Origin of the sequence: Streptomyces sp. NPDC050619, from assembly GCF_040654815.1 — a bacterium.
Classification (GTDB): domain Bacteria; phylum Actinomycetota; class Actinomycetes; order Streptomycetales; family Streptomycetaceae; genus Streptomyces.
This window is the reverse complement of sequence record NZ_JBFAIR010000003.1, coordinates 84,658-103,940: the sequence shown is the minus strand read 5'-3', so window position 1 is coordinate 103,940 and position 19,283 is coordinate 84,658. Positions and strand designations below refer to the sequence as shown.

20 protein-coding genes are annotated in these 19,283 nt (G+C 71.9%); 10 read left to right on the top strand and 10 right to left on the bottom strand.

The window, feature by feature from the left end; translation table 11 throughout:
- The first annotated feature begins 138 nt into the window (after positions 1–138).
- Both AB0I77_RS06515 and AB0I77_RS06510 read left to right on the top strand, forming a co-directional pair.
- The gene (locus AB0I77_RS06515) at positions 139–972 is read left to right on the top strand and encodes a DeoR/GlpR family DNA-binding transcription regulator (protein WP_363281256.1); all 834 of its coding nucleotides are present in this window, start codon (positions 139–141) and stop codon (positions 970–972) included.
- A gap of 60 nt (positions 973–1,032) precedes the next feature.
- The gene (locus tag AB0I77_RS06510; RefSeq protein ID WP_363281255.1) at positions 1,033–1,506 is read left to right on the top strand and encodes an SRPBCC family protein; all 474 of its coding nucleotides are present in this window, start codon (positions 1,033–1,035) and stop codon (positions 1,504–1,506) included.
- A gap of 1 nt (position 1,507) precedes the next feature.
- Here the strand turns inward: AB0I77_RS06510 and AB0I77_RS06505 are convergent, their stop codons facing one another.
- The gene (locus AB0I77_RS06505) at positions 1,508–2,632 is read right to left on the bottom strand and encodes a PLP-dependent cysteine synthase family protein (protein ID WP_363281254.1); all 1,125 of its coding nucleotides are present in this window, start codon (positions 2,630–2,632) and stop codon (positions 1,508–1,510) included.
- Between the two features lie 344 nt (positions 2,633–2,976).
- Between AB0I77_RS06505 and AB0I77_RS06500 the strand changes: the two genes are divergently transcribed.
- Together AB0I77_RS06500 and AB0I77_RS06495 are read left to right on the top strand one after the other, a co-directional pair.
- Positions 2,977–3,300 (top strand): hypothetical protein, encoded by a 324-nt coding sequence (locus AB0I77_RS06500; RefSeq protein ID WP_363281253.1) that lies wholly within the window; start codon positions 2,977–2,979, stop codon positions 3,298–3,300.
- Between the two features lie 186 nt (positions 3,301–3,486).
- Positions 3,487–4,044, top strand: a complete 558-nt coding sequence (locus AB0I77_RS06495) for an ATP-binding protein (RefSeq protein WP_363281252.1) — start codon at positions 3,487–3,489, stop codon at positions 4,042–4,044.
- Positions 4,045–4,520: 476 nt separating this feature from the next.
- Here the strand turns inward: AB0I77_RS06495 and AB0I77_RS06490 are convergent, their stop codons facing one another.
- From AB0I77_RS06490 to AB0I77_RS06480, 3 genes are read right to left on the bottom strand one after another with little or no spacing between them, the layout of a single operon-like run.
- A complete protein-coding gene (locus tag AB0I77_RS06490) occupies positions 4,521–7,082 on the bottom strand; it encodes an ABC transporter permease (RefSeq protein WP_363281251.1) in 2,562 nt (853 codons plus the stop codon).
- A complete protein-coding gene (locus AB0I77_RS06485; protein ID WP_363281250.1) occupies positions 7,079–7,837 on the bottom strand; it encodes an ABC transporter ATP-binding protein in 759 nt (252 codons plus the stop codon). Before AB0I77_RS06485 ends, AB0I77_RS06490 begins: the two co-directional genes overlap by 4 nt.
- On the bottom strand, positions 7,834–8,121 hold the full coding sequence (locus AB0I77_RS06480; protein ID WP_363281249.1) for an SHOCT domain-containing protein: 288 nt from the start codon (positions 8,119–8,121) through the stop codon (positions 7,834–7,836). Before AB0I77_RS06480 ends, AB0I77_RS06485 begins: the two co-directional genes overlap by 4 nt.
- Positions 8,122–8,282: 161 nt before the next feature.
- On the opposite strand from AB0I77_RS06480, the gene AB0I77_RS06475 reads away from it, so the two are divergent.
- From AB0I77_RS06475 to AB0I77_RS06465, 3 genes are read left to right on the top strand one after another with little or no spacing between them, the layout of a single operon-like run.
- Positions 8,283–8,873 (top strand): TetR/AcrR family transcriptional regulator, encoded by a 591-nt coding sequence (locus AB0I77_RS06475; RefSeq protein ID WP_363281248.1) that lies wholly within the window; start codon positions 8,283–8,285, stop codon positions 8,871–8,873.
- Positions 8,874–8,887: 14 nt separating this feature from the next.
- On the top strand, positions 8,888–9,472 hold the full coding sequence (locus tag AB0I77_RS06470) for a DUF4865 family protein (RefSeq protein ID WP_363281247.1): 585 nt from the start codon (positions 8,888–8,890) through the stop codon (positions 9,470–9,472).
- Positions 9,469–10,377, top strand: a complete 909-nt coding sequence (locus AB0I77_RS06465) for a phosphotriesterase (RefSeq protein ID WP_363281246.1) — start codon at positions 9,469–9,471, stop codon at positions 10,375–10,377. The genes AB0I77_RS06470 and AB0I77_RS06465 overlap by 4 nt, the downstream gene beginning before the upstream one ends.
- A gap of 49 nt (positions 10,378–10,426) precedes the next feature.
- On the opposite strand, the gene AB0I77_RS06460 is transcribed toward AB0I77_RS06465, so the two are convergent.
- Genes AB0I77_RS06460 through AB0I77_RS06450 form a run of 3 tightly spaced genes read right to left on the bottom strand, consistent with a single transcriptional unit; the run spans position 10,427 to position 12,821 of the window.
- On the bottom strand, positions 10,427–10,882 hold the full coding sequence (locus AB0I77_RS06460; protein WP_363281245.1) for an RpiB/LacA/LacB family sugar-phosphate isomerase: 456 nt from the start codon (positions 10,880–10,882) through the stop codon (positions 10,427–10,429).
- A 9-nt stretch (positions 10,883–10,891) separates the two neighbouring features.
- Positions 10,892–12,133 (bottom strand): ROK family protein, encoded by a 1,242-nt coding sequence (locus AB0I77_RS06455; RefSeq protein ID WP_363281244.1) that lies wholly within the window; start codon positions 12,131–12,133, stop codon positions 10,892–10,894.
- A gap of 37 nt (positions 12,134–12,170) precedes the next feature.
- Positions 12,171–12,821 carry an alpha-ketoglutarate-dependent dioxygenase AlkB gene (locus tag AB0I77_RS06450; RefSeq protein ID WP_363281243.1) on the bottom strand — a complete coding sequence of 217 codons (651 nt, stop codon included), beginning with the start codon at positions 12,819–12,821 and terminating at the stop codon, positions 12,171–12,173.
- 68 nt (positions 12,822–12,889) lie between these two features.
- On the opposite strand from AB0I77_RS06450, the gene AB0I77_RS06445 reads away from it, so the two are divergent.
- Positions 12,890–14,035, top strand: a complete 1,146-nt coding sequence (locus AB0I77_RS06445) for a methyltransferase (protein WP_363281242.1) — start codon at positions 12,890–12,892, stop codon at positions 14,033–14,035.
- A gap of 23 nt (positions 14,036–14,058) precedes the next feature.
- On the opposite strand, the gene AB0I77_RS06440 is transcribed toward AB0I77_RS06445, so the two are convergent.
- Positions 14,059–14,907 (bottom strand): class II fructose-bisphosphate aldolase, encoded by an 849-nt coding sequence (locus AB0I77_RS06440; protein ID WP_363281241.1) that lies wholly within the window; start codon positions 14,905–14,907, stop codon positions 14,059–14,061.
- 29 nt (positions 14,908–14,936) lie between these two features.
- Positions 14,937–15,818 carry an SIS domain-containing protein gene (locus tag AB0I77_RS06435; RefSeq protein WP_363281240.1) on the bottom strand — a complete coding sequence of 294 codons (882 nt, stop codon included), beginning with the start codon at positions 15,816–15,818 and terminating at the stop codon, positions 14,937–14,939.
- A 123-nt stretch (positions 15,819–15,941) separates the two neighbouring features.
- On the opposite strand from AB0I77_RS06435, the gene AB0I77_RS06430 reads away from it, so the two are divergent.
- Together AB0I77_RS06430 and AB0I77_RS06425 are read left to right on the top strand one after the other, a co-directional pair.
- On the top strand, positions 15,942–16,721 hold the full coding sequence (locus AB0I77_RS06430) for a DeoR/GlpR family DNA-binding transcription regulator (protein WP_363281239.1): 780 nt from the start codon (positions 15,942–15,944) through the stop codon (positions 16,719–16,721).
- Between the two features lie 145 nt (positions 16,722–16,866).
- Complete coding sequence (locus AB0I77_RS06425) at positions 16,867–18,702, top strand: glycoside hydrolase family 15 protein (RefSeq protein WP_363281238.1); 1,836 nt, start codon at positions 16,867–16,869, stop codon at positions 18,700–18,702.
- Positions 18,703–18,739: 37 nt separating this feature from the next.
- Here the strand turns inward: AB0I77_RS06425 and AB0I77_RS06420 are convergent, their stop codons facing one another.
- On the bottom strand, positions 18,740–19,261 hold the full coding sequence (locus tag AB0I77_RS06420; RefSeq protein WP_363281237.1) for a carboxylesterase family protein: 522 nt from the start codon (positions 19,259–19,261) through the stop codon (positions 18,740–18,742).
- Positions 19,262–19,283: the final 22 nt, after the last annotated feature.

Sequence of the window (19,283 nt, the reverse complement as noted above, 5' to 3'; positions counted from 1 at the left end):
GAGGATGGGACGCCTGCGCACCAGGGTCGGGCAAAATCTCCTGGTCGATGGGGGTCCCCGGACTCGAGCGAAGTCGCGAGTCGGGGGAGGGTGCGCGAGGCGTGTCGGACGGCTTGAGGCGAAAGGACCGGAGCGTACGTGAGTGAGAATCAGAACCTCCTCGCGGAGCAGCGGCGCGCCCTGATCCTCGACGAGGTCCGGCGCCGTGGCGGCGTCCGCGTCAACGAGCTGACCCGCAAGCTCGGCGTGTCGGACATGACCGTACGGCGCGATCTCGACGCGCTCGCCCGGCAGGGTGTCCTGGAGAAGGTGCACGGCGGCGCCGTCCCGGTGGTCGAGGCGAGCACGCACGAGCCGGGCTTCGAGGCGAAGTCGGGCCTGGAGCTGACCGCCAAGGAGGACATCGCGCTGGCCGCGGCCGAGCTGGTCGCGCCGGGCAGCGCGATCGCGCTGTCGGGCGGTACGACCACGTTCGCGCTGGCGCACCATCTGCTGGACGTGCCGGACCTGACCGTCGTCACCAACTCGGTGCGGGTGGCCGACGTCTTCCACGCGGCGCAGCGCACCTCCGGCCCTCGGCAGGGCGCGGCCACGGTGGTGCTGACCGGCGGGGTGCGCACCCCGTCCGACTCACTGGTGGGGCCGGTGGCCGACCAGGCGATCGCGGCCCTCCACTTCGATGTGCTGTTCCTCGGGGTGCACGGGATATCGGTCGAGGCCGGCCTGTCGACGCCGAACCTCGCGGAGGCCGAGACCAACCGCCGCCTCGTGCAGTCGGCGCGGCGGGTCGTGGTGGTCGCCGACCACACCAAGTGGGGGACGGTGGGCCTGAGTTCGTTCGCGTCACTGGAGCAGGTCGACACGCTGGTGACGGACTCCGGGCTGTCGGGCGACGCGCGCGTGGAGGTGGCGGAGCATCTGCGGCGCCTGGTCGTGGCGGGCGAGCAGGAAGCGGCGCAGACAGGTGACTGACCGTCAGCTAAGGTGACGCTGCCCGGTCAACCAGCCGTCTCCCTCAGGGGGGTTCAGCCCATGGCTCGCCAGCTGCGTCCGGTGGGGATCGACTTCGTCGGCTCCGCCCCCGTACGCCTCGTCTTCGCCCGGGAGATCTCCGCCGCTCCCGAGGCGGTCTTTCACGCGCTCGCCGAGGACGTGCCCGGCTGGAGCGAGTGGTTCGCGGCGGTGACGCTCGCCCGGCCCATCGACGACGGCGCCCGGCGCGAGGTCCGGCTCAAGGGCGGGACGCGCTTCCTGGAGACGGTGCTCGCGGCGAAAGAGGCGGAGGTGTACGCCTATCGCGCGGACGTGACCAACGCGCCGGGCCTGCGTGCACTGGTCGAGGAGTGGCGGCTCACGCCGGCCGGAACCGGCACGCGTGTGCAGTGGACGTTCGCCGCCGACGGCACGCCGCCGTTCCGGCTGGTACTGAAGTCCGCCCGGGCGGGCCTCGGACACGCGTTCAGGGACGCGGCGGGGGCACTGGAGAGGCGGCTGGCCCCGCGGTGACTCAGGAGGGCCAGTTCCCCGTCGCCAGCAGTGAGGTGATCGCCGCCGTGTACGGCCTGATGTCCAGGCCCTGTTCGGCGAGCCACGCGTCCGAGTAGTACTTGTCCAGGTAGCGGTCCCCCGGGTCGCACAGCAGCGTCACCACGCTCCCCTGCCGCCCCTCGGCCACCATTTCCGCGACGATCTTCAGCGCGCCCCACAGCCCGGTGCCCGTCGAACCGCCCGCCTTGCGGCCGATGGCCGATTCCAGGGCCCGTACGGCGGCGACGCTGGCCGCGTCCGGGACCTTCATCATCCGGTCGATCGCGCCGGGCACGAAGCTCGGCTCCATACGCGGGCGGCCGATGCCCTCGATACGCGAACTCCAGTCGCACGTGACGCCCGGATCGCCGGTGGTCCAGCCCTCGAAGAAACACGAGTTCTCCGGATCGGCGACACAGATGCGGGTGTCGTGCTGCATGTAGTGGACGTAGCGCGCGATGGTCGCCGAGGTGCCACCGGTGCCCGCCGTCGCGACGATCCACGCGGGCTCCGGGAACCGCTCCAACCGAAGCTGACGGAAGATGGATTCGGCGATGTTGTTGTTCCCGCGCCAGTCCGTGGCCCGTTCGGCGTAGGTGAACTGGTCCATGTAGTGGCCGCCGGTGTCCGTCGCGAGGCGGGCGGACTCCTCGTACATCTTCCGTGAGTCGTCCACGAAGTGGCACTGCCCACCGTGGAACTCGATCAGGCGGATCTTCTCGGCGCTCGTCGTGCGCGGCATGACGGCGATGAAGGGCACGCCGATCAGTTTCGCGAAGTACGCCTCGGAGACGGCCGTCGAGCCGCTGGACGCCTCGATCACCGGGCGGCCCGGCCGGATCCAGCCATTGCACAGGCCGTAGAGGAACAGCGAGCGGGCGAGCCGGTGCTTGAGGCTGCCGGTCGGGAGCGTCGACTCGTCCTTCAGGTACAGGTCGATGCCCCACTTCTCCGGCAGTGGGAAACGGAGCAGGTGGGTGTCGGCCGAGCGGTTGGCATCGGCCTGGACCTTGCGGACGGCCTCTTTCAGCCAGCCGCGATAGGCGGCGTCGCTGCGGTCGACGTCAAGGGTTTCGGCGGCCCGGGTCTGCTGAGGGGTGCTCACGGCAGGGCTCCTTACGCTGCGCGCCGACGGCGCCTCGTGCGGCCGACACACCGATCATAGACACCTCCCACACCCCTCTCACCTGCATAAACACACCTTTGAGCAGCTCAAAGGCACCCCTGGGGCAAACCTGCGGCCGCCCGTGGGGGGCGCATTCGCGCGAGTGCTCCGGGCGCCGTCGGCCGTACCCTCATGCGTACTGGTGCTCGACGCCGGGGGCGGGCAGACTGCCCGACGGGACGCAGGTCCGAGCGGGGGCGCACACTGGATCACGACACGAACGGGACGTCGGCCACGCGGGAGAGCGGGCCGGTACACCCACACGCACAAGGGGGCGGGGCGGGATGGCGGAGCCGGAGTTCAGGGCGACTGGCGTGCGCATAGGCAAGCGGCTGCGCTCGCTCACCCGGGCCGGACAGGTCCGGATCAGCGGCGGCAGGCTGGAACTGCTCACCAGTTACGGCAGCGAGATCGACAGCGCGCCGGTGCAGGCGGTGCGCGCCTCCAAGCCCTGGTTCGCCGCGGACGACCGGGCGCTGGCGGATCTCAACGGCAAGCGCTACCTGCTGACCCTGGGCGATCACGACCCCGCGCCCGGCGAGCCGGGCCCGCCCGCGGCACGCCGGTTCATCGAAGCCGTACGAAGGGCTGCGGGGCGTAGTCGCTGAGTCACCGCGAGTTGCGGTACCCCACCCCCTGCGTCACGCTGGTCTCACATCACTCTGGGTTTACCGGCGATAACGCTGAGAACCAGCCCGTCGGCCACGACAGCAGGCGGCCGTTTCACGCAGGCACTCTGCTGGATCGATCCGAACTCCGTGTTCTTCCGGACCTCAAGTCGGGGAGTCGCAGCCGTGATCAGTCACCCAAGCAGGCACTGCGCGGTGGAGCTCCAAGCCCTGCCGTCGCGGATCGGCCAGGTCCGCAGGATCGTATCGGCGCAGTTGCGCTACTGGCATCTGGACCCCCTCATAGACCGGGCCGCGCTCGGTGTGACGGAGCTGTTGACGAACGTCCACCGACACGCCCGGCCCGACAAGACGTGCACCGTGGAGATCGAGCTGCTGCTCGACCGGCTCATGGTCTCGGTGCGCGACCACGACCCGCGTCTGCCGGTCGTGGAGGACATCGTCGTCGCGGACGGCGAGGACGCGGACGGGCTCGCCACTCATGGGCGTGGGCTCGCGATGGTCGCCGCGGTCAGCGAGAGCTGGGGCGCGCGGCCGGACGGCGAGTCGGGCAAGATCGTCTGGTTCACGCTGCCGACATCCTCGTCGACACCGGCGCAGGCCGCGCGCCCCCTGCGGCGCGTGGTCATGGACAAGCCCGCGCACCGGTTCGCGGAGGTCGAGCACACCGTCGACCTGCGCAGGCCCGAACACGCACCCGCCCGGTCGGCCGTTGCCGGCTGACACGCACCTCTTGTGGTTCGCTCGCCTGCGGGGCGCCAAAGCCGGTGTCGAGTTAGCTCGATCGTGTGATGGTCCGCCTGCGAGCTTGCGGCGCCTTGGGCTGTCCGGGTTAGCGTGATCGTGCGATCTGGGACGCCGGGTGCGGTGCCAGCGTGCGGGGCCCCTGCTCCACCGGAGTGATGGTTCAGGGCCTCCCCGTCGCCTCTGGCCGCATCCATAGGTCAGGTCGTGGGGGACTCCGCCCTCCGGATCGGACCACGGACAGGATCCGTGTCGCTGCCCGGTTGCGGCAGCGCCCATCAGCGGCCTCCGGCCGCGGGGGACGACCAGTGCGCCCAAGACCGTTCGGGGCGTGCCAGTGGGCGGACTCACTCCCGCTCACTGCAAAGGAACGGTTGGTGGGCCCGCGCCGTGGCGGGGTGAGCCCGCACCGTGGGTGGGCCCACACGGGGGTGGGCTGAAGGCGGCCCGCCCCGTCACTCCGTGGCGATGGCCCGCAGCACATCCAGGCGGGCCGCGCGCCGGGCCGGGCGCCAGCCCGCGAGGGCGCCTGCCGCGAGCCCCACCAGGGCCACCACCGCGAGTTGCAGGGGCGGCATCGCGAAGGCGAACGCGCTGTCGCTCGCCCCGTCCGAGGCCTTCACCAGCACCCAGCCGAGGAAGCCGCCGAGGGCCAGCCCGCTCACCGTGCCGAAGGCGGCGACCAGGACCGACTCCCAGCGGACCATGGCCCGCAGCTGGGACCGGGTCTGGCCGACGGCCCGCAGCAGACCCAGTTCGCGGGTGCGCTCGTGGATCGCCAGGGTCAGTGTGTTGGCGATGCCGAGCAGCGCGATGAGCACCGCGAGCGCGAGCAGCGCGTAGACGAGCGTGAGCATCATGTCGATGCCGCCGGCCGAGGACTGCGCGTACTCGTCGCGGGTCTGCACCTCGGGGTTGCCGTACCCGTCGGCGACCTTCTCCACCGCGGCCTTGCCCGCGTCCGTGCTCACGCCGTCCTTGAAGGAGACGGCGACGAGGGTGTCGGAGTCCTGGGTGCGGTGCGGGGCCCAGGCGGCGCGGGTGATGACGTAGTCGCCGGCGAGCTCGGACTGGCCGTAGACCGCGCGGACGGTGAAGGTCTGCGTCCTGCCGTCGGTGAAGGTGAGTCGTGCCTTGTCGCCGGTCTTCAGGCCCTGCTTGTCGGCCTCGTTCTCGGTGACGGCGAGGCCGTCGGTGCCGAGGCCGGTCAGGGAGCCGTCGATCTTGCCGAGGTCGAAGGTGCGCTCCAGCGCGACCGGGTCGGTGACGGTCAACGCGCGCCCCTTGCCGTCGACTTCGGCGACACCGCGGCCGAGTCCGACGGCCGTGTCCACCTCGGGCAGTTCCTGGGCCGCTCCGGCGAGCCGGGGGCTCAGACCGCTGCCGCCTCCGCCGAACGACGGGGTGCTGACAGCCACGTCACCCGCGAAGGACCGGGAGACGGTCTGGTCCATGGTCGCCTTCAGCGAGGCCCCGAACACCGTGAACAGCGAGACGACGGCCACGCCGATCATCAGGGCGCTGGCGGTGGCGGCCGTCCGTTTGGGGCTGCGCAGGGCGTTGCGCCGGGCGAGGCCGCCGGTGACGCCGCGCAGCTTGTCGAGCGGGCCGCCGAGGACGCGTACGGCCGTCGTGGAGGCGACCGGGCCCAGGACCACGAAGGAGGCCAGGGCCAGGACGGCGCCTGTTCCCGCCAGCCAGAGGGACGGTGACACCAGGACGCCGGTGAGGGTCACGGCGAGCGCGAGGGCGGCCAGGCCCATGCCGGTGACGGCGCGGAAGCGGGAGGCGCCGGAGGAGTCGACGGCCGTCTCGCGCAGTGCGGCGAGGGGAGCGGTGCGGCCGGCTCGGGCGGCGGGGAGCAGGGCGGAGCCCAGGCAGACCACGATGCCGACCGCGAGCGGCAGCGCCATCGACAGGGCGCTGATCACCAAGTTGCCCTCGGGGAAGGGGAATCCGATGGCCGGGAAGAGTGCCTGGAGCCCGGCGGCGATGCCGATGCCGCCCGCCAGGCCCGCGGCCGACGCGATCACGGCCACGGCGCTCGCCTCGACGAGCGTGAAGGCGGTGACCTGGCGGCGCGAGGCGCCCAGGGCCCGCAACAGGGCGTTCTCCCGGGTGCGTTGGGCGACGACGATCGCGAAGGTGTTGTGGATGGAGAAGGTGGCGACCAGCAGGGCGATGCCGGAGAACACCAGCAGGAAGGTGGTGAAGAGGGTCAGGAACTGGCTGGAGATCATGTCCGTGTTCTCCTCGGCCGACTCCTGACCGGTGATGGCCTCAACCCCCTTGGGCAGGACGGGAGTCAGCTGGTCGACCAGCTCTTGCCGGCTGACGCCGGGTCCGGCCCGCACCTGGATGCTCGCCGCCTGACCGGGCCTGGCCGTGAGGTACTTCTCGGCGTCGGCCCGGGTCATGCCGGTGAAGGTCACCTGCGCCATGCCGTCCTCGCCGCCGAAGGTCGCGAGGCCGACGATCGTCACCTTGACGGGGTCGGGTGTGCGCAGGGTCGTCGTGTCGCCGATCTTCAGGTCGCCCGTCTCGGCGGCGCCGCGGTTGACGACGACCTCGCCGGACTTCTCGGGGGCGCGGCCCTCGGCGAGCCGGTACGGGTTGAGCTCCGGGTCGGCAATCCAGTTGCCGGCGAGGGTGGGCGGGCCCTGGCCGCCGATGGGGTCGCCGTTCGCGCCGACGAGCTGGCCCGCGCCCTCGATGTTGGGGGCGGCGGCCGCGACGCCCGGGACCTTCTCGAGGGTGCTCACCAGGTCGGTGCTGACCGGTTGCCGTATGCCCTGGCTCTCGCCGGGCGTGGTGATGTCGTCGGCGCTGCGGACGACGGCGTCGGTGCCGCTGGTCGCGTTGCCGAACATGGTGTCGAAGCTGGCGCGCAGCGTGTCGCCCATGACGAGCGTCCCGGCGAGGAAGGCGACGCCGAGGAACACCGCGAGGAACGTCCCGGCGAAACGCCGCTTGTGGGCGCGCAGGGAGGACACGCTCAGGCGTACGGAGGCGTTCATGAGGGCACCTCGAAGGCTTTCAGGCGGTCCAGGACCTTGTCGGCGGTCGGGGATTCCATACGGTCGACCAGGCGTCCGTCGGCGAGGAAGACGACCTCGTCCGCGTGGGCGGCGGCGACCGGGTCGTGGGTGACCATGACGACCGTGCGGGCCGTCTGGCGGACGGCGCGGCCGAGCAGCCCGAGGACCTCCTCGCCGGAGCGGGAGTCGAGGTTGCCGGTCGGCTCGTCGGCGAAGACGACGTCCGGCCGGCCGGCGAACGCCCGCGCCACGGCGACGCGTTGCTGCTGGCCGCCGGAGAGCTCGGAGGGCCGGTGGTGGAGCCGGTCGCGCAGGCCGACGACGTCGATCAGCGCGTCGATCCACTCCCGGTCGCCCTTGGTGCCCGCGAGGTCCAGGGGCAGCCGGATGTTCTCCGCGACGGTCAGCGTCGGCACCAGGTTGAACGCCTGGAACACGAAGCCGACGCGGTCGCGGCGCAGCAGGGTGAGGCGGCGGTCGTCGAGGGAGCCGAGTTCGGTGTCGCCGATGTGGGCGGCGCCCGAGGTGAGGGTGTCGAGGCCGGCCGCGCAGTGCATCAGGGTGGACTTGCCGGAGCCCGAGGGCCCCATGATCGCGGTGAAGCGGCCGACCGGGAAGTCGACGCTCACCCCGTCCAGGGCCCTCACCGCGGTGTCGCCGCTGCCGTACACCTTCACGGCGTCGACGACCCGGGCGGCCGGCAGCGTGCTGACGGTGGCGGTCGTGGTGGTCATGCCGCACCGCCCTTGCCCATGCGGCCGAACTGCTCGTCCAGGACGGACAGCCGGCGCCAGTACTCGTCCTCGTCGATCTCGCCGGAGGCGAAGCGGTGGCCGAGCACGGCGATGGGCGAGTTGTCCTCGACGGCGGAGCGCCGCTGCCGGGGTCCGCCGCGTCCGCGCCACACGGTGCGGCGCAGGAGGGTGATGCCGCCGATCACGACGGCCGCCCAGATCAGGGGGAAGAACAGGATCCACGGGCCGGGGCCGCCGTCTGCGAAGTGCGCCAGGGTCTGCATGTCGGGTCATCTCCTCGGTGAGGTCTTTCGTGATGTCTCGACAGTGGCTCCGGAGAGGGGTCCGGGTCGTCGTACGGCCAGCGGCAATAGGCGTACCTCGCGGGGAGTACGCACGTTCGTCGTCACTGCTCCACTCGGCCTCGACTTCTGTAACTACTAGTATGTACAGTGCGTGCGTGAGCACCTCGGAGCGACTGATCGAGTCCACCCGTGAACTGCTGTGGGAGCGCGGCTATGTGGGCACCAGCCCCAAGGCCATCCTGGAGCGCGCGGGTGCCGGACAGGGCAGCATGTACCACCACTTCAAGGGGAAGCCGGACCTCGCCCTGGCCGCGATCCGGCGGACGGCCGAGGAGTTGCGGGCTACCGCCGAGGGAGTACTCAGCGCTCCGGGCACGCCGTACGAGCGCATCGAGGCGTATCTGCGGCGGGAGCGTGAGGTGCTGCGCGGGTGTCCGATCGGGCGGCTGACGATGGATCCGGACATCGTCGCCAGCGACGAACTGCGCGCGCCGGTCGACGAGACGCTGGACTGGATCCGGGAACGGCTCGCCGGGATCGTCGAGGAGGGCAAGGAGCAGGGCCAGTTCGCGCCCTCGCTGGACGGCGAGGAGATCGCCGCGGCCGTGCTCTCCACCGTCCAGGGCGGGTACGTCCTCGCCCGCGCGTCCGGATCACCGGCGGCCTTCGACGCGGGTGTCCGGGGGCTGCTCTCCCTGCTCGCGCTCCAGCGCAACACCCAGCCCCTGTAGAGGAGTTCCTCCTGATGCACGCCATGCAGTACGAGCTCACCCTGCCCGCCGACTACGACATGGGCATCATCCGCGGCCGGGTCGCCCGGGTCGGGCATCTGCTCGACGACTGGGCGGGCCTCGGCATCAAGGCGTATCTGCTGCGCCAACGCGGGGTGGACGGCTCGCCGGTCAACCAGTACGCGCCCTTCTACCTGTGGAACACCGTGGAGGGGATGAACTCCTTCCTCTGGGGCGGCGCCTTCCAGGGGCTCAGTGACGACTTCGGGCGGCCGTCGGTCCGGCAGTGGACGGGGGTGGCGTACGAGGAGGGCGGCGCCGTCGGCTCGCCCGCGCGGGTGGCGGTGCGCAGGCGGCAGCGCGTGCCGGACGGGGTGCGGTTGGGTGAGATGGTGGAGGACGCGGTGCGCGAGACCGGGCGGCTGGCCGGGGAGGACGGCGCGGTACTCGCGGCGGTGGCCGTCGACACGAGCCGCTGGGAGCTGGTCCACTTCTCGCTCTGGGACCATGACACGCCCAAGGCGGACGGGGATGTGTTCCGGGTCCTGCACCTGTCGGCGCCGGGGCGCGAAGGGCTGCCGCGGGGGCGGCAGTGGTGAGCGCGGTCCGCACCGTGCTCGGGGACGTACCCCCGGAGCAGCTCGGCGTGTGCGACGCGCACGACCACCTGTTCCTCGGCAGTCCCCAACTGCCCGGCCAGGAGCTGCGCAGCATCCCCGCGGCGCGGGCCGAGCTGACCGCGTTCCGGGAGCTGGGCGGCGGCAGCGTGGTGCAGTGGACGCCGTACGGGCTGGGCAGACGGGCCGCCGATCTGCCGCCGTTGTCCCGGGAGAGCGGCGTGCATGTGGTGGCCGCGACCGGACTGCACCAGGCCGTGCACTACGACGACGCGACGCTGAAGGCGCTGCGCGGCAGGCTCGCCGAGGTCTTCGTCGCCGAACTGACGGACGGCATCGGCACGTCGGGGGTCCGTGCCGGGCTGATCAAGGTCGCCGGCGGCTTCCACGCCCTCGACGCGCACGCCCGCTGGACCATGACCGCGGCGGCCGAGGCCCACCACGCGACGGGAGCGCCCATCGCCGTCCATCTGGAGCTGGGTACTGGCGCGCTGGACGTACTGGACCTGTTGTGCGGGGAGTTGGGCGTGCCGCCGCGACGGGTGGTCCTGGGCCACCTCAACCGCTCCCCCGACTTCGTCGTGCACCGTCAGGCCGCCGAGTCGGGCTGCTGTCTCGCCTTCGACGGGCCGTCACGCGCCCATCACGCCACGGACTGGCGGATGCCGGACGCCGTACGGGCGCTCGCCGACGCGGGCCACGGGGACCGGCTGCTCCTCGGTGGCGACACCACGACCGCGGCGGCCCGCTCGGTCGCCGGCGGCCCGGGAATGCCGTATCTGCTGCGCCGGGTGCGACCGCGGCTCGCGCTCGCTCTGGGTGCGGACCTGGCGGAGCGTGTCCTCACGGAGAACCCTCGCCGGGCCTTCGCCGTGGAGTGGCGCTGAGCCACCGCCCGGCCATGCCCCGCTCGAGAACGAGTCGATCAACGTGTGCCTACGGCGTGTTCCTGCCGAGGTCGAGTCGTCCGACGCGGGACACGTTCTGTCGGTCCTCGGTGTCCGTGCTGGCCTCGGCGGTGAACCAGGCGTCGAGGATCTCCTTGAGCAGTGGTTCGGACGTCAGTCGCAGGCTCAGGGCCAGCACGTTGGCGTCGTTCCAGCGGCGGGCCCCGTCCGCGGTGTACGCGTCCGTGCACAGGGCGGCTCGCACGCCGGGCACCTTGTTCGCGGCGATCGAGGCGCCCGTGCCGGTCCAGCAGCACACGATCGCCTGGTCGGCCGTCCCGGCGGCGACCTCGCGGGCGGCCGCCTCCGAGCAGACGGCCCACTGGGGGTCGTCGCCGTCCTTCAGCGCCCCGTGCGCGCTGACCTCGTGGCCGCGCGTGCGCAGTTCCGTGACGAGGCCGCGCGCCACGGGTTCGTCCATGTCGGAGGAGACAGAGATCCGCATGTCACGAGCCTACCCAGCCAGCGCGCCCAGGGGGTCGTCCAGTACCGGTTGCCATGCCAGCTCCGCCGCTCCGACCAGGCTGTTGTGGTCGAGGGTGCACGCCAGGATGGGGACGCCGCCGCTCTGTCCCCACAGGCTGCGGTCGGCGACGACCGCGCGCAGGCGGTCGGGGTCGGCGTCGAGGAGGGTGCGGTGGAGGCCGCCGAGGATGATGCGGTCCGGGTTGAGGATGTTCACCAGGCCCGCGAGGCCGAGGCCCAGCCGGTCGATCAGGGTCTCGGTGGCGGTGCGGACGGCCGGGTCGTCGTAGTGGTCGCGGATCAGGTCGTTGGCCTGCTGCACCAGGGACAGCTCGGGCCCGGGGTCGAGTCCGGCGGCCGTGAGGAAGGCCAGCGGGTCGGCCTCGACGTCGAGGCAGCCGCGGCTGCCGCAATGGCAGGGGCGGCCCTCGGGGTTGACGGTGAGGTGGCCGACTTCGAGCGCCAGCCCGGAGCTGCCCGTGTGCAGGCGCCCGTCCAGCACCAGCGCGCCGCCCACGCCTCGGTGCCCGGTGGCCACGCACAGCAGGTCGCGGGCGCCGCGGCCCGCGCCGTGCCGGTGCTCGGCGAGTGCGGCGAGGTTGACGTCGTTGCCCGCGAACGCCGGTCCGGTGATGCCGGCCGCGCGCACGCACTCGTCGAAGATGCGGCGCACCGGCGCGCCCACGGACCAGGCCAGGTGCAGCGGGTTCAGCGCGAGTCCGTCCGGCTCGGCGACCGCGGACGGCACGGCGAGCCCGGCGCCCACACAGCGCCGTCCGGTGGTGTGCAGCAGTTCGGCGCCCGCTTCCACGACGGAGCCGAGGACCTTCGCCGGGTCGGCGTCGACGGTCTCGCAGCCGGGCGCGGTGGCGACGATCCGCCCGCCCAGGCCGACCAGGGCCGCCCGGAAGCCGTCGGCGTGCACCTGTGCGGCCAGCACGACGGGCCCGTCCTCGGCGACCGCGAGCCGGTGCGAGGGCCGCCCCTGGGAGCCGGCCGCCGCGCCGGGCCGGGCGTCCACGCGGATCAGCCCGAGCGCCTCCAGTTCGGCGGCGACGGCACCGGCCGTGGCCCGGGTCACGCCGAGTTCGGCGGTGAGCACGGCGCGGGTCGGGGCGCGTCCGGTGTGCACGAGCTCCAAGGCGGGCCCGAGCGCTCCACGCCCCCGGTCCAACCGCGTCCTCGAGGTGGTCCCTTCCCCCGCCGGCCGGGGGTCCGCCTTCCCGCTCATGAGGGCGAGTCTCCCATGATCCGCAGGTGCGGCGGGCCTACCGGCCGCTGACCCGGAGCGTGATGTTCAGCCGCCCGGTCAGCCCCAGCTCCGGCGGCGCCGTGCCGGCGTCCACCCGGGGCACGCCGTGGTAGGCGAGCCGGGACGGTCCGCCGAACACGAACAGGTCGCCGCTGCGCAGTTCGACGTCCGTGTACGGCCGGGTGCGTGTCTCGGTGTTGCCGAAGCGGAAGACGCAGGTGTCGCCGAGGCTCAGGGACACCACGGGCGCGTCCGACTTCTCGTCGCTGTCGCGGTGCATGCCCATGCGGGCGTCGCCCTCGTAGAAGTTGATCAGTGCGATGTCGTACGCGGCACTCGCGGCCTCCTCCCGGCCGAGCGCGTCGGTCACCGCACGGCGGCCCAGCTCCCCCAGCCACTCGGGGAACGGCTTGACCGGCGTGCCGTCGCCGTCGACGACCGTGCGGGCGTAGGCGTACGGATACCAGTGCCAGCCCAGGCACACCTGGCGGGCGGTCATCGTGCCGCCGCCCGGCGTGTGCACCGTCCGCAGTCCGGCCGGCGGCCGGGCCCAGTCGCGGCACGCCCGCAGCAGCTCACGCTGCCGCTCGGCGTCCAGCCAGTCGGGCAGGTGCACGGCGCCCGGCGCGACCTCCGTACGGGCCCTGGGGAACAGCTCGGCGTCCATGTCTCCCATCCTGCCCGACAAGGGGTGAGCTGCGGCTCGGCTAGCCTGGACGCACGATGGACGACCGTATGACGACCCCATGGGGCGAGTTCGCGCTCGCCCGCTTCCCCGAGGACCCGCGCGAGAAGTTGCGCGCCTGGGACGCCTGTGACGAGTACCTCCTCAGGCACCTCGCGGACGAGAAGATCCCGCTGTCCGGCACGGTCGTGGTGGTCGGTGACCGCTGGGGCGCGCTGGTCACGGCGCTCGCGGCGCACCGGCCGGCGCAGATCACCGACTCGTTCCTGGCGCAGGAGGCGACGCGGGCGAACCTGGCGCGCGGCGGCGTCGAGACCGGCGCGGTGCGGCTGCTCACGACCCAGGACCCTCCGCCCTCCCGTATCGATGTCCTCCTGGTACGCGTCCCGAGGAGCCTGTCCCTGCTGGAGGACCAGCTGCTGCGGCTGGCGCCGTCGGTGCACGAGGGGACGGTCGTCGTCGGAACCGGCATGACGAAGGAGATCCACACCTCGACGCTGAAGCTGTTCGAGCGGATCCTCGGCCCGACCCGGACCTCGCTCGCCGAGAAGAAGGCCCGGCTCATCTTCTGCACACCCGAGCTCTCGCCCGAGCCGTCGCCGGAGCCGCCCGCCAACCCCTGGCCGTACCGCTACGACCTCCCCGACGGCATCGGCGTGGTGTCGGGGCGCACCGTCGTCAATCACGCGGGCGTCTTCTGCGCCGACCGGCTCGACGTCGGCACCCGGTTCCTCCTCCAGCATCTGCCGGACACGAAGGGCCCGCGGCGCATCGCGGACCTGGGGTGTGGCAACGGTGTCGTCGGTACGGCGATGGCGTTGGCCAATCCGGAGGCCGAGGTGCTGTTCGTGGACGAGTCGTTCCAGGCCGTGGCCTCCGCGGAGGCGACCTTCAAGGCGAACGGCGTCCCGGGGCACGCCGAGTTCCGGGTCGGGGACGGGCTGACGGGGGTGCCGGCCGGCAGCGTCGACCTCGTGCTCAACAACCCGCCGTTCCACTCGCACCAGGCGACGACGGACGCCACGGCGTGGCGGATGTTCACGGGGGCGCGGCGCGCGCTGCGGCCGGGCGGCGAGCTGTGGGTGATCGGCAACCGTCATCTCGGGTATCACCTGAAGCTGCGGCGGCTGTTCGGCAACAGCCAACTGGTCGCCAGCGACCCCAAGTTCGTGGTCCTCAAGGCCGTCAAGAGGTAGCGGGCAAGGTCGCGGGCGTCGCGTCAGCCGAGCACACGGATGAGGTCGGCCACCGTCCGCACCATCGCCTCCCGCCCCACGCTCAGGTACGCGCGTGAGTCGACCGCCTCGGGATGGGCGACCAGGAACGCGCGGATCGCGCCGGTCATGGCGATGTTGAGGGCGGTGCCGACGTTCACCTTGGTGATGCCGCCCGCGGCCACCGCGGCCAGCTGGCCGTCCGGGACTCCGGAGGAGCCGTGCAGGACGAGCGGCACGTCCAGCGCTTCGGCCAGCCGTTCGAGCAGGGCGTGGTCGAGAGTTGCGGTGCGCGTGGTCATCGCGTGCGAGCTGCCGATGGCCACGGCGAGGGCGTCCACACCGGAGCCCGCGACAAAAGCGCGCGCCTCGGCGGGGTCGGTGCGGGCTCCGGGCGCGTGGGCGTCCAGCGCCGGGTCGCCGTTCTTGCCCCCGACACGGCCCAACTCGGCCTCGATCCAGAGCCCTTGGGAGTGCGCCCAGTCGGCGGCGGCTCTGGTCGCGGCGAGGTTCTCGGCGTACGGCAGCCGGGCCGCGTCGTACATGACGGAGCTGAACCCGGCGCCGGGCGCCTGGCGCAGCAGGTCGTCGCTCTGGACGTGGTCCAGGTGCAACGCGACGGGCACGGCTGCGCGTTCGGCCGCCGCGAGGGCCGCGCGGGCGAGCGGGAGGAGACTGCCGTAGCGGAACTTGACCGCGTTCTCGCTGACTTGGAGAACGACGGGCGAACTCACCGACTCCGCACCGGCGATGACCGCTTCGACGTGCTCCAGCGTGATGATGTTGAAGGCGGCGACGGCGGAGTTCTCGGCGGCGGCTCGGGTGACGAGTTCGCCGGTGGTCACCAGGGGCACGATGTGTCCTTCCGTTCCTTGTGTGGGCTTCAGGGCGCGAGGATCACCGAGCGGGTCAGGTGGCGCGGCCGGTCCGGGTCGAGGCCGCGCGCGGCGGCGACGGCGACGGCGAGCCGCTGGGCGCGGACCAGCTCGGCGAGCGGGTCGAGACCGCCCGCCACCCACAACCCGCCGGTCGCGCGCACCTGTTCGGCGAGTCCCTCGGGCGCCTCGCCGAACATCCAGGTAGCGGTGCCGTGGGTCGTGATGCTGATGGGGCCGTGCCGGTACTCCATCGCCGGATAGGCCTCGGTCCAGGCGAGGGAGGCCTCGCGCATCTTCAGCCCGGCCTCGTTCGCCAGTCCCACGGTCCAGCCGCGGCCGAGGAAGGAGAACTGTGAGCACTCCACGAGCCCTTGAGGCAGCTCCGCGTCGAGGGCGGTGCGGGCGTCGGCGACGACGGCGTCGGTGTGCAGGCCGAGATGGGCGCGGAGCAGGGTGAGCGCGGTGGTGGCGAACCTGGTCTGCACGACGGACCGTTCGTCCGCGAAGTCGAGGACGACGACGTCGTCGGCGGCTTGCATGACGGGCGTGCCGGGGTCCGCGGTGACGGCGGTCGTGCGGGTGCGCCCGCGCAACTCACCGAGCAGTTCCAGCACTTCGGTGGTGGTGCCGGAGCGGGTCAGGGCCACGACCCGGTCGTACGAGCGGCCGTACGGGAACTCCGAAGCGGCGAAGGCGTCCGTCTCGCCCTGTCCGGATCCCTCGCGCAGCGCCGCCACGGCCTGCGCCATGAAGTACGAGGTGCCGCACCCCACGATCGCGACCCGCTCACCCGACGCCGGCAGGGCCGCGCGGTGCTCCGGCGCCCGCGCCGCCGCTCGGATCCAGCACTCGGGCTGGCTCGTCAGCTCTTCCTCGACATGCGTCATGCCGTCCCCGTCCCTCGGTCTGATTATTCTTGCAAGATATAGCGAGCTTTCGAGCATAATCAAGCATTGGGCTGAAGAAAGCGTGCGGTAGGGTCGCCGGGAATCGAGGAACGGAGGGCGCGGATGTCGCGCGACGCCCGCTGGAAGGCGCTGCTGGAGCTGCTCGTCGAGCGCGGCCGGCTGGACGTCGAGGAGGCGGCCACCGATCTGGAGGTCTCGGCCGCGACGATCCGCCGCGACTTCGACCAGCTGGCCGAGCAGCAGATGCTCGTGCGTACCCGGGGCGGCGCCGTCGTGCACGGAGTGTCGTACGAACTGCCGCTGCGCTACAAGACGGCCCGCCACGCCACCGAGAAGCAGCGCATCGCGAAGGCGGTCGCGGATCTCGTCGCCCCCGGCGAGGCGGTGGGCCTGACCGGCGGGACGACCACCACCGAGGTGGCGCGGGCGCTGGCGGTGCGCAGCGACCTGACGTCCGGCGCGCCCGCGCTGACCATCGTCACGAACGCGCTCAACATCGCCAACGAGCTGGCCGTACGCCCCCAGTTCAAGATCGTGGTGACCGGCGGGGTCGCGCGCCCGCAGTCGTACGAGCTCATCGGGCCGCTGGCGGACGGTGTGCTGAGCCAGATCACCCTCGACGTGGCGGTCCTCGGTGTCGTCGCCTTCGACGTCACGCACGGCGCCGCGGCCCATGACGAGGCGGAGGCCGCGATCAACCGGCTGCTGTGCGAGCGCGCCGAGCGGGTGATCGTCGCCGCCGACTCCAGCAAGCTGGGCCGGCGGGCCTTCGCCCGGATCTGCGCGGCGGAGTCCGTGAACACGCTGGTCACGGACGCCGCCGTCGGTCCGGAGACGGTGCGGCGGTTCGAGGAGGCGGGGTTGAGGGTCGTCGCGGTCTAGGGCCGCCAGAAGGGCCCTAGGCCCTTTCGCCACATTCCCTTCGCACGCACGACACAGGGCCAGGACCGTTACCGCCCCCGCGACACTCCGATGCCACCTAAGCTGATCTCGACGCCGAGGGGCGTGCCGGGGCAGGGAGGCTGCGATGAATGGAACACCGACCGAGGATCACGGGTCCGGGGCCGGACGATATCTGCCGATCGCCGAGCACGGGCTGATCGGCGACCTGCGCAGCGTGGCCCTGGTGGGCACGGACGGCACGATCGACTGGTACTGCTGCCCGTCCTTCGACGCCCCGAGTGTCTTCGCCTCGATCCTGGACGCGGACAAGGGCGGCAGCTTCGAGCTGGCGGCGACCGTGCCGGCCCGGACGAAGCAGTTCTACTTCCCCGACACCAACGTGCTGATCACCCGGTTCTTCACCGAGGACGGCGTCGGCGAGGTGCAGGACTTCATGCCGGTCGACGGTGACTCGGTGGAGACCGAGCGCCATCGGCTGATCCGCCGGGTGGTGTGCGTGCGCGGCTCGATCCCGTTCCGCACGCGTGTGGCGCCCCGGTTCGACTACGGCGTCGAACCGCACACCGTCCGCATGGTCGGGGATGTCGCGGTCTTCGAGTCGGCCAAGCTGTCGCTGGGGCTGACCGCGACCGTGCCGCTGGAGACCGACGGCCTGGACGCGCGCGCCGAGTTCAAGCTCGCCCAGGGCGAGACGGCGGTGTTCGCACTGGACCAGGTGGGCGGCGAGGTGGCACCGCGCCGGTGCGCGCGGACCGAGGCCGAGGAACAGTTCACCACCACGGTCGCCTACTGGCGGCACTGGCTGTCCGCCTCCAAGTACCGCGGCCGCTGGCGGGAGATGGTGCACCGCTCGGCGCTCACGCTGAAGCTGCTCACCTACGCGCCGACCGGCGCCATCGTCGCCGCGCCGACCACCAGCCTGCCCGAGCAACTCGGCGGCGAGCGCAACTGGGACTACCGGTACGTGTGGGTGCGCGACGCCGCCTTCTGTGTCTACGCGCTGCTGCGGCTGGGCTTCACCGGCGAGGCCGAGGCGTTCATGAACTTCCTGACCCGGCACATCAGTCCGGGCGACGGGAAACCGTCGGGCCCGCTGCAGATCATGTACGGCATCGACGGCCGTACCGATCTGCCGGAACGTGAACTCGACCACCTGGAAGGCCATCGGGCCTCCGCGCCGGTACGGGTCGGCAACGGCGCCGCCGAGCAGCTCCAACTCGACATCTACGGCGCGCTGATCGACTCGATCTACCTCTACGACAAGTGGGCCAAGCCCATCTCCAGCGACCAGTGGGACGACGTGTCCGCGCTGGTGGAGTGGGTGTGCGAGAACTGGGACCAGCCCGACGAGGGCATCTGGGAGACCCGCGGCGGCCGCAAGAACTTCCTGTACTCGCGGCTGATGTGCTGGGTGGCGATCGAGCGGGCCATCCGCATGGCCAACCGGCGTGGTCTGCCGGCCGATCTGAACCGCTGGCGGGAGTGCCGCGACACGATCTACCGGCGGATCATGACCAAGGGCTGGTCGGAGACCCGTCAGGCCTTCGTGCAGCACGAGGACGGCGATGTGCTGGACGCGGCCGTCCTGATGATGCCGCTGACGAAGTTCATCGCCCCCACCGACCCCAAGTGGCTGTCCACGCTGGACGCCCTCACCAACGACCTGGTGTCCGACTCGCTGGTCTACCGCTACGACCCGGTGGCGAGCCCCGACGGACTGCACGGCGACGAGGGCACGTTCTCCATCTGCTCGTTCTGGTACGTCGAGGCCATGGTGCACGCCGGGCGGATCGAGGAGGCGCGGCTGGCCTTCGAGAAGATGCTCACCTACGCCAACCATCTGGGCCTGTACGCCGAGGAGATCAGCCACACCGGCGAGCAACAGGGCAACTTCCCGCAGGCGTTCACGCATCTCGCCCTGATCAGTGCCGCCTTCAACCTGGACCGTGCCCTCGGCTGACGAAACCGAGGGCACGGTGGGGTCGGCGTTCCAGGCCTCAGGACGACAGGCCCTGCCAGAAGTCGCAGGCGACCAGTGACATCAACTCCTGTGTCTTCGCGCTGTACTTGGGCCAAGCGGGGGTGCGGGCGCCGTTCGGGTCACCGGCGGCGGCGAACCGGCCCAGTAGGTGATCATCTGCCGGGACAGCTCCCTCGGCGAACTCGTAGGCGTACGCCTGCACGCACTTCGACAGCGTGCCCATCAGCTGTTGGCGGGTGTAGGAGGTCGAGCCGTTCTGGGCGGCGGTGAACGCCTCGCCCGGGGTGTCGTAGGCGCTGAGCGGGTATTCGTCGAGCGCCGCGTCGGCGTCGTCGCCGCAGGAGGAGCGCACGGCTCCTTCGTACTGGGCGGCCGTCATCGGCGTGGCGATGCCGCCGCTCATGATGCCCGCGCGGGCGAACAGCCCCTTGGCGGTGGGCGAGGCGAGGTGGTCGCAGACCGAACCGTCGCCGGCCGACTGTCCGGCGATGGTCACGTTCTCCGGGTCACCGCCGAAGCGGTCGATGTTGGTGTGCACCCAGCGCAGGGCGTCCTCGCTG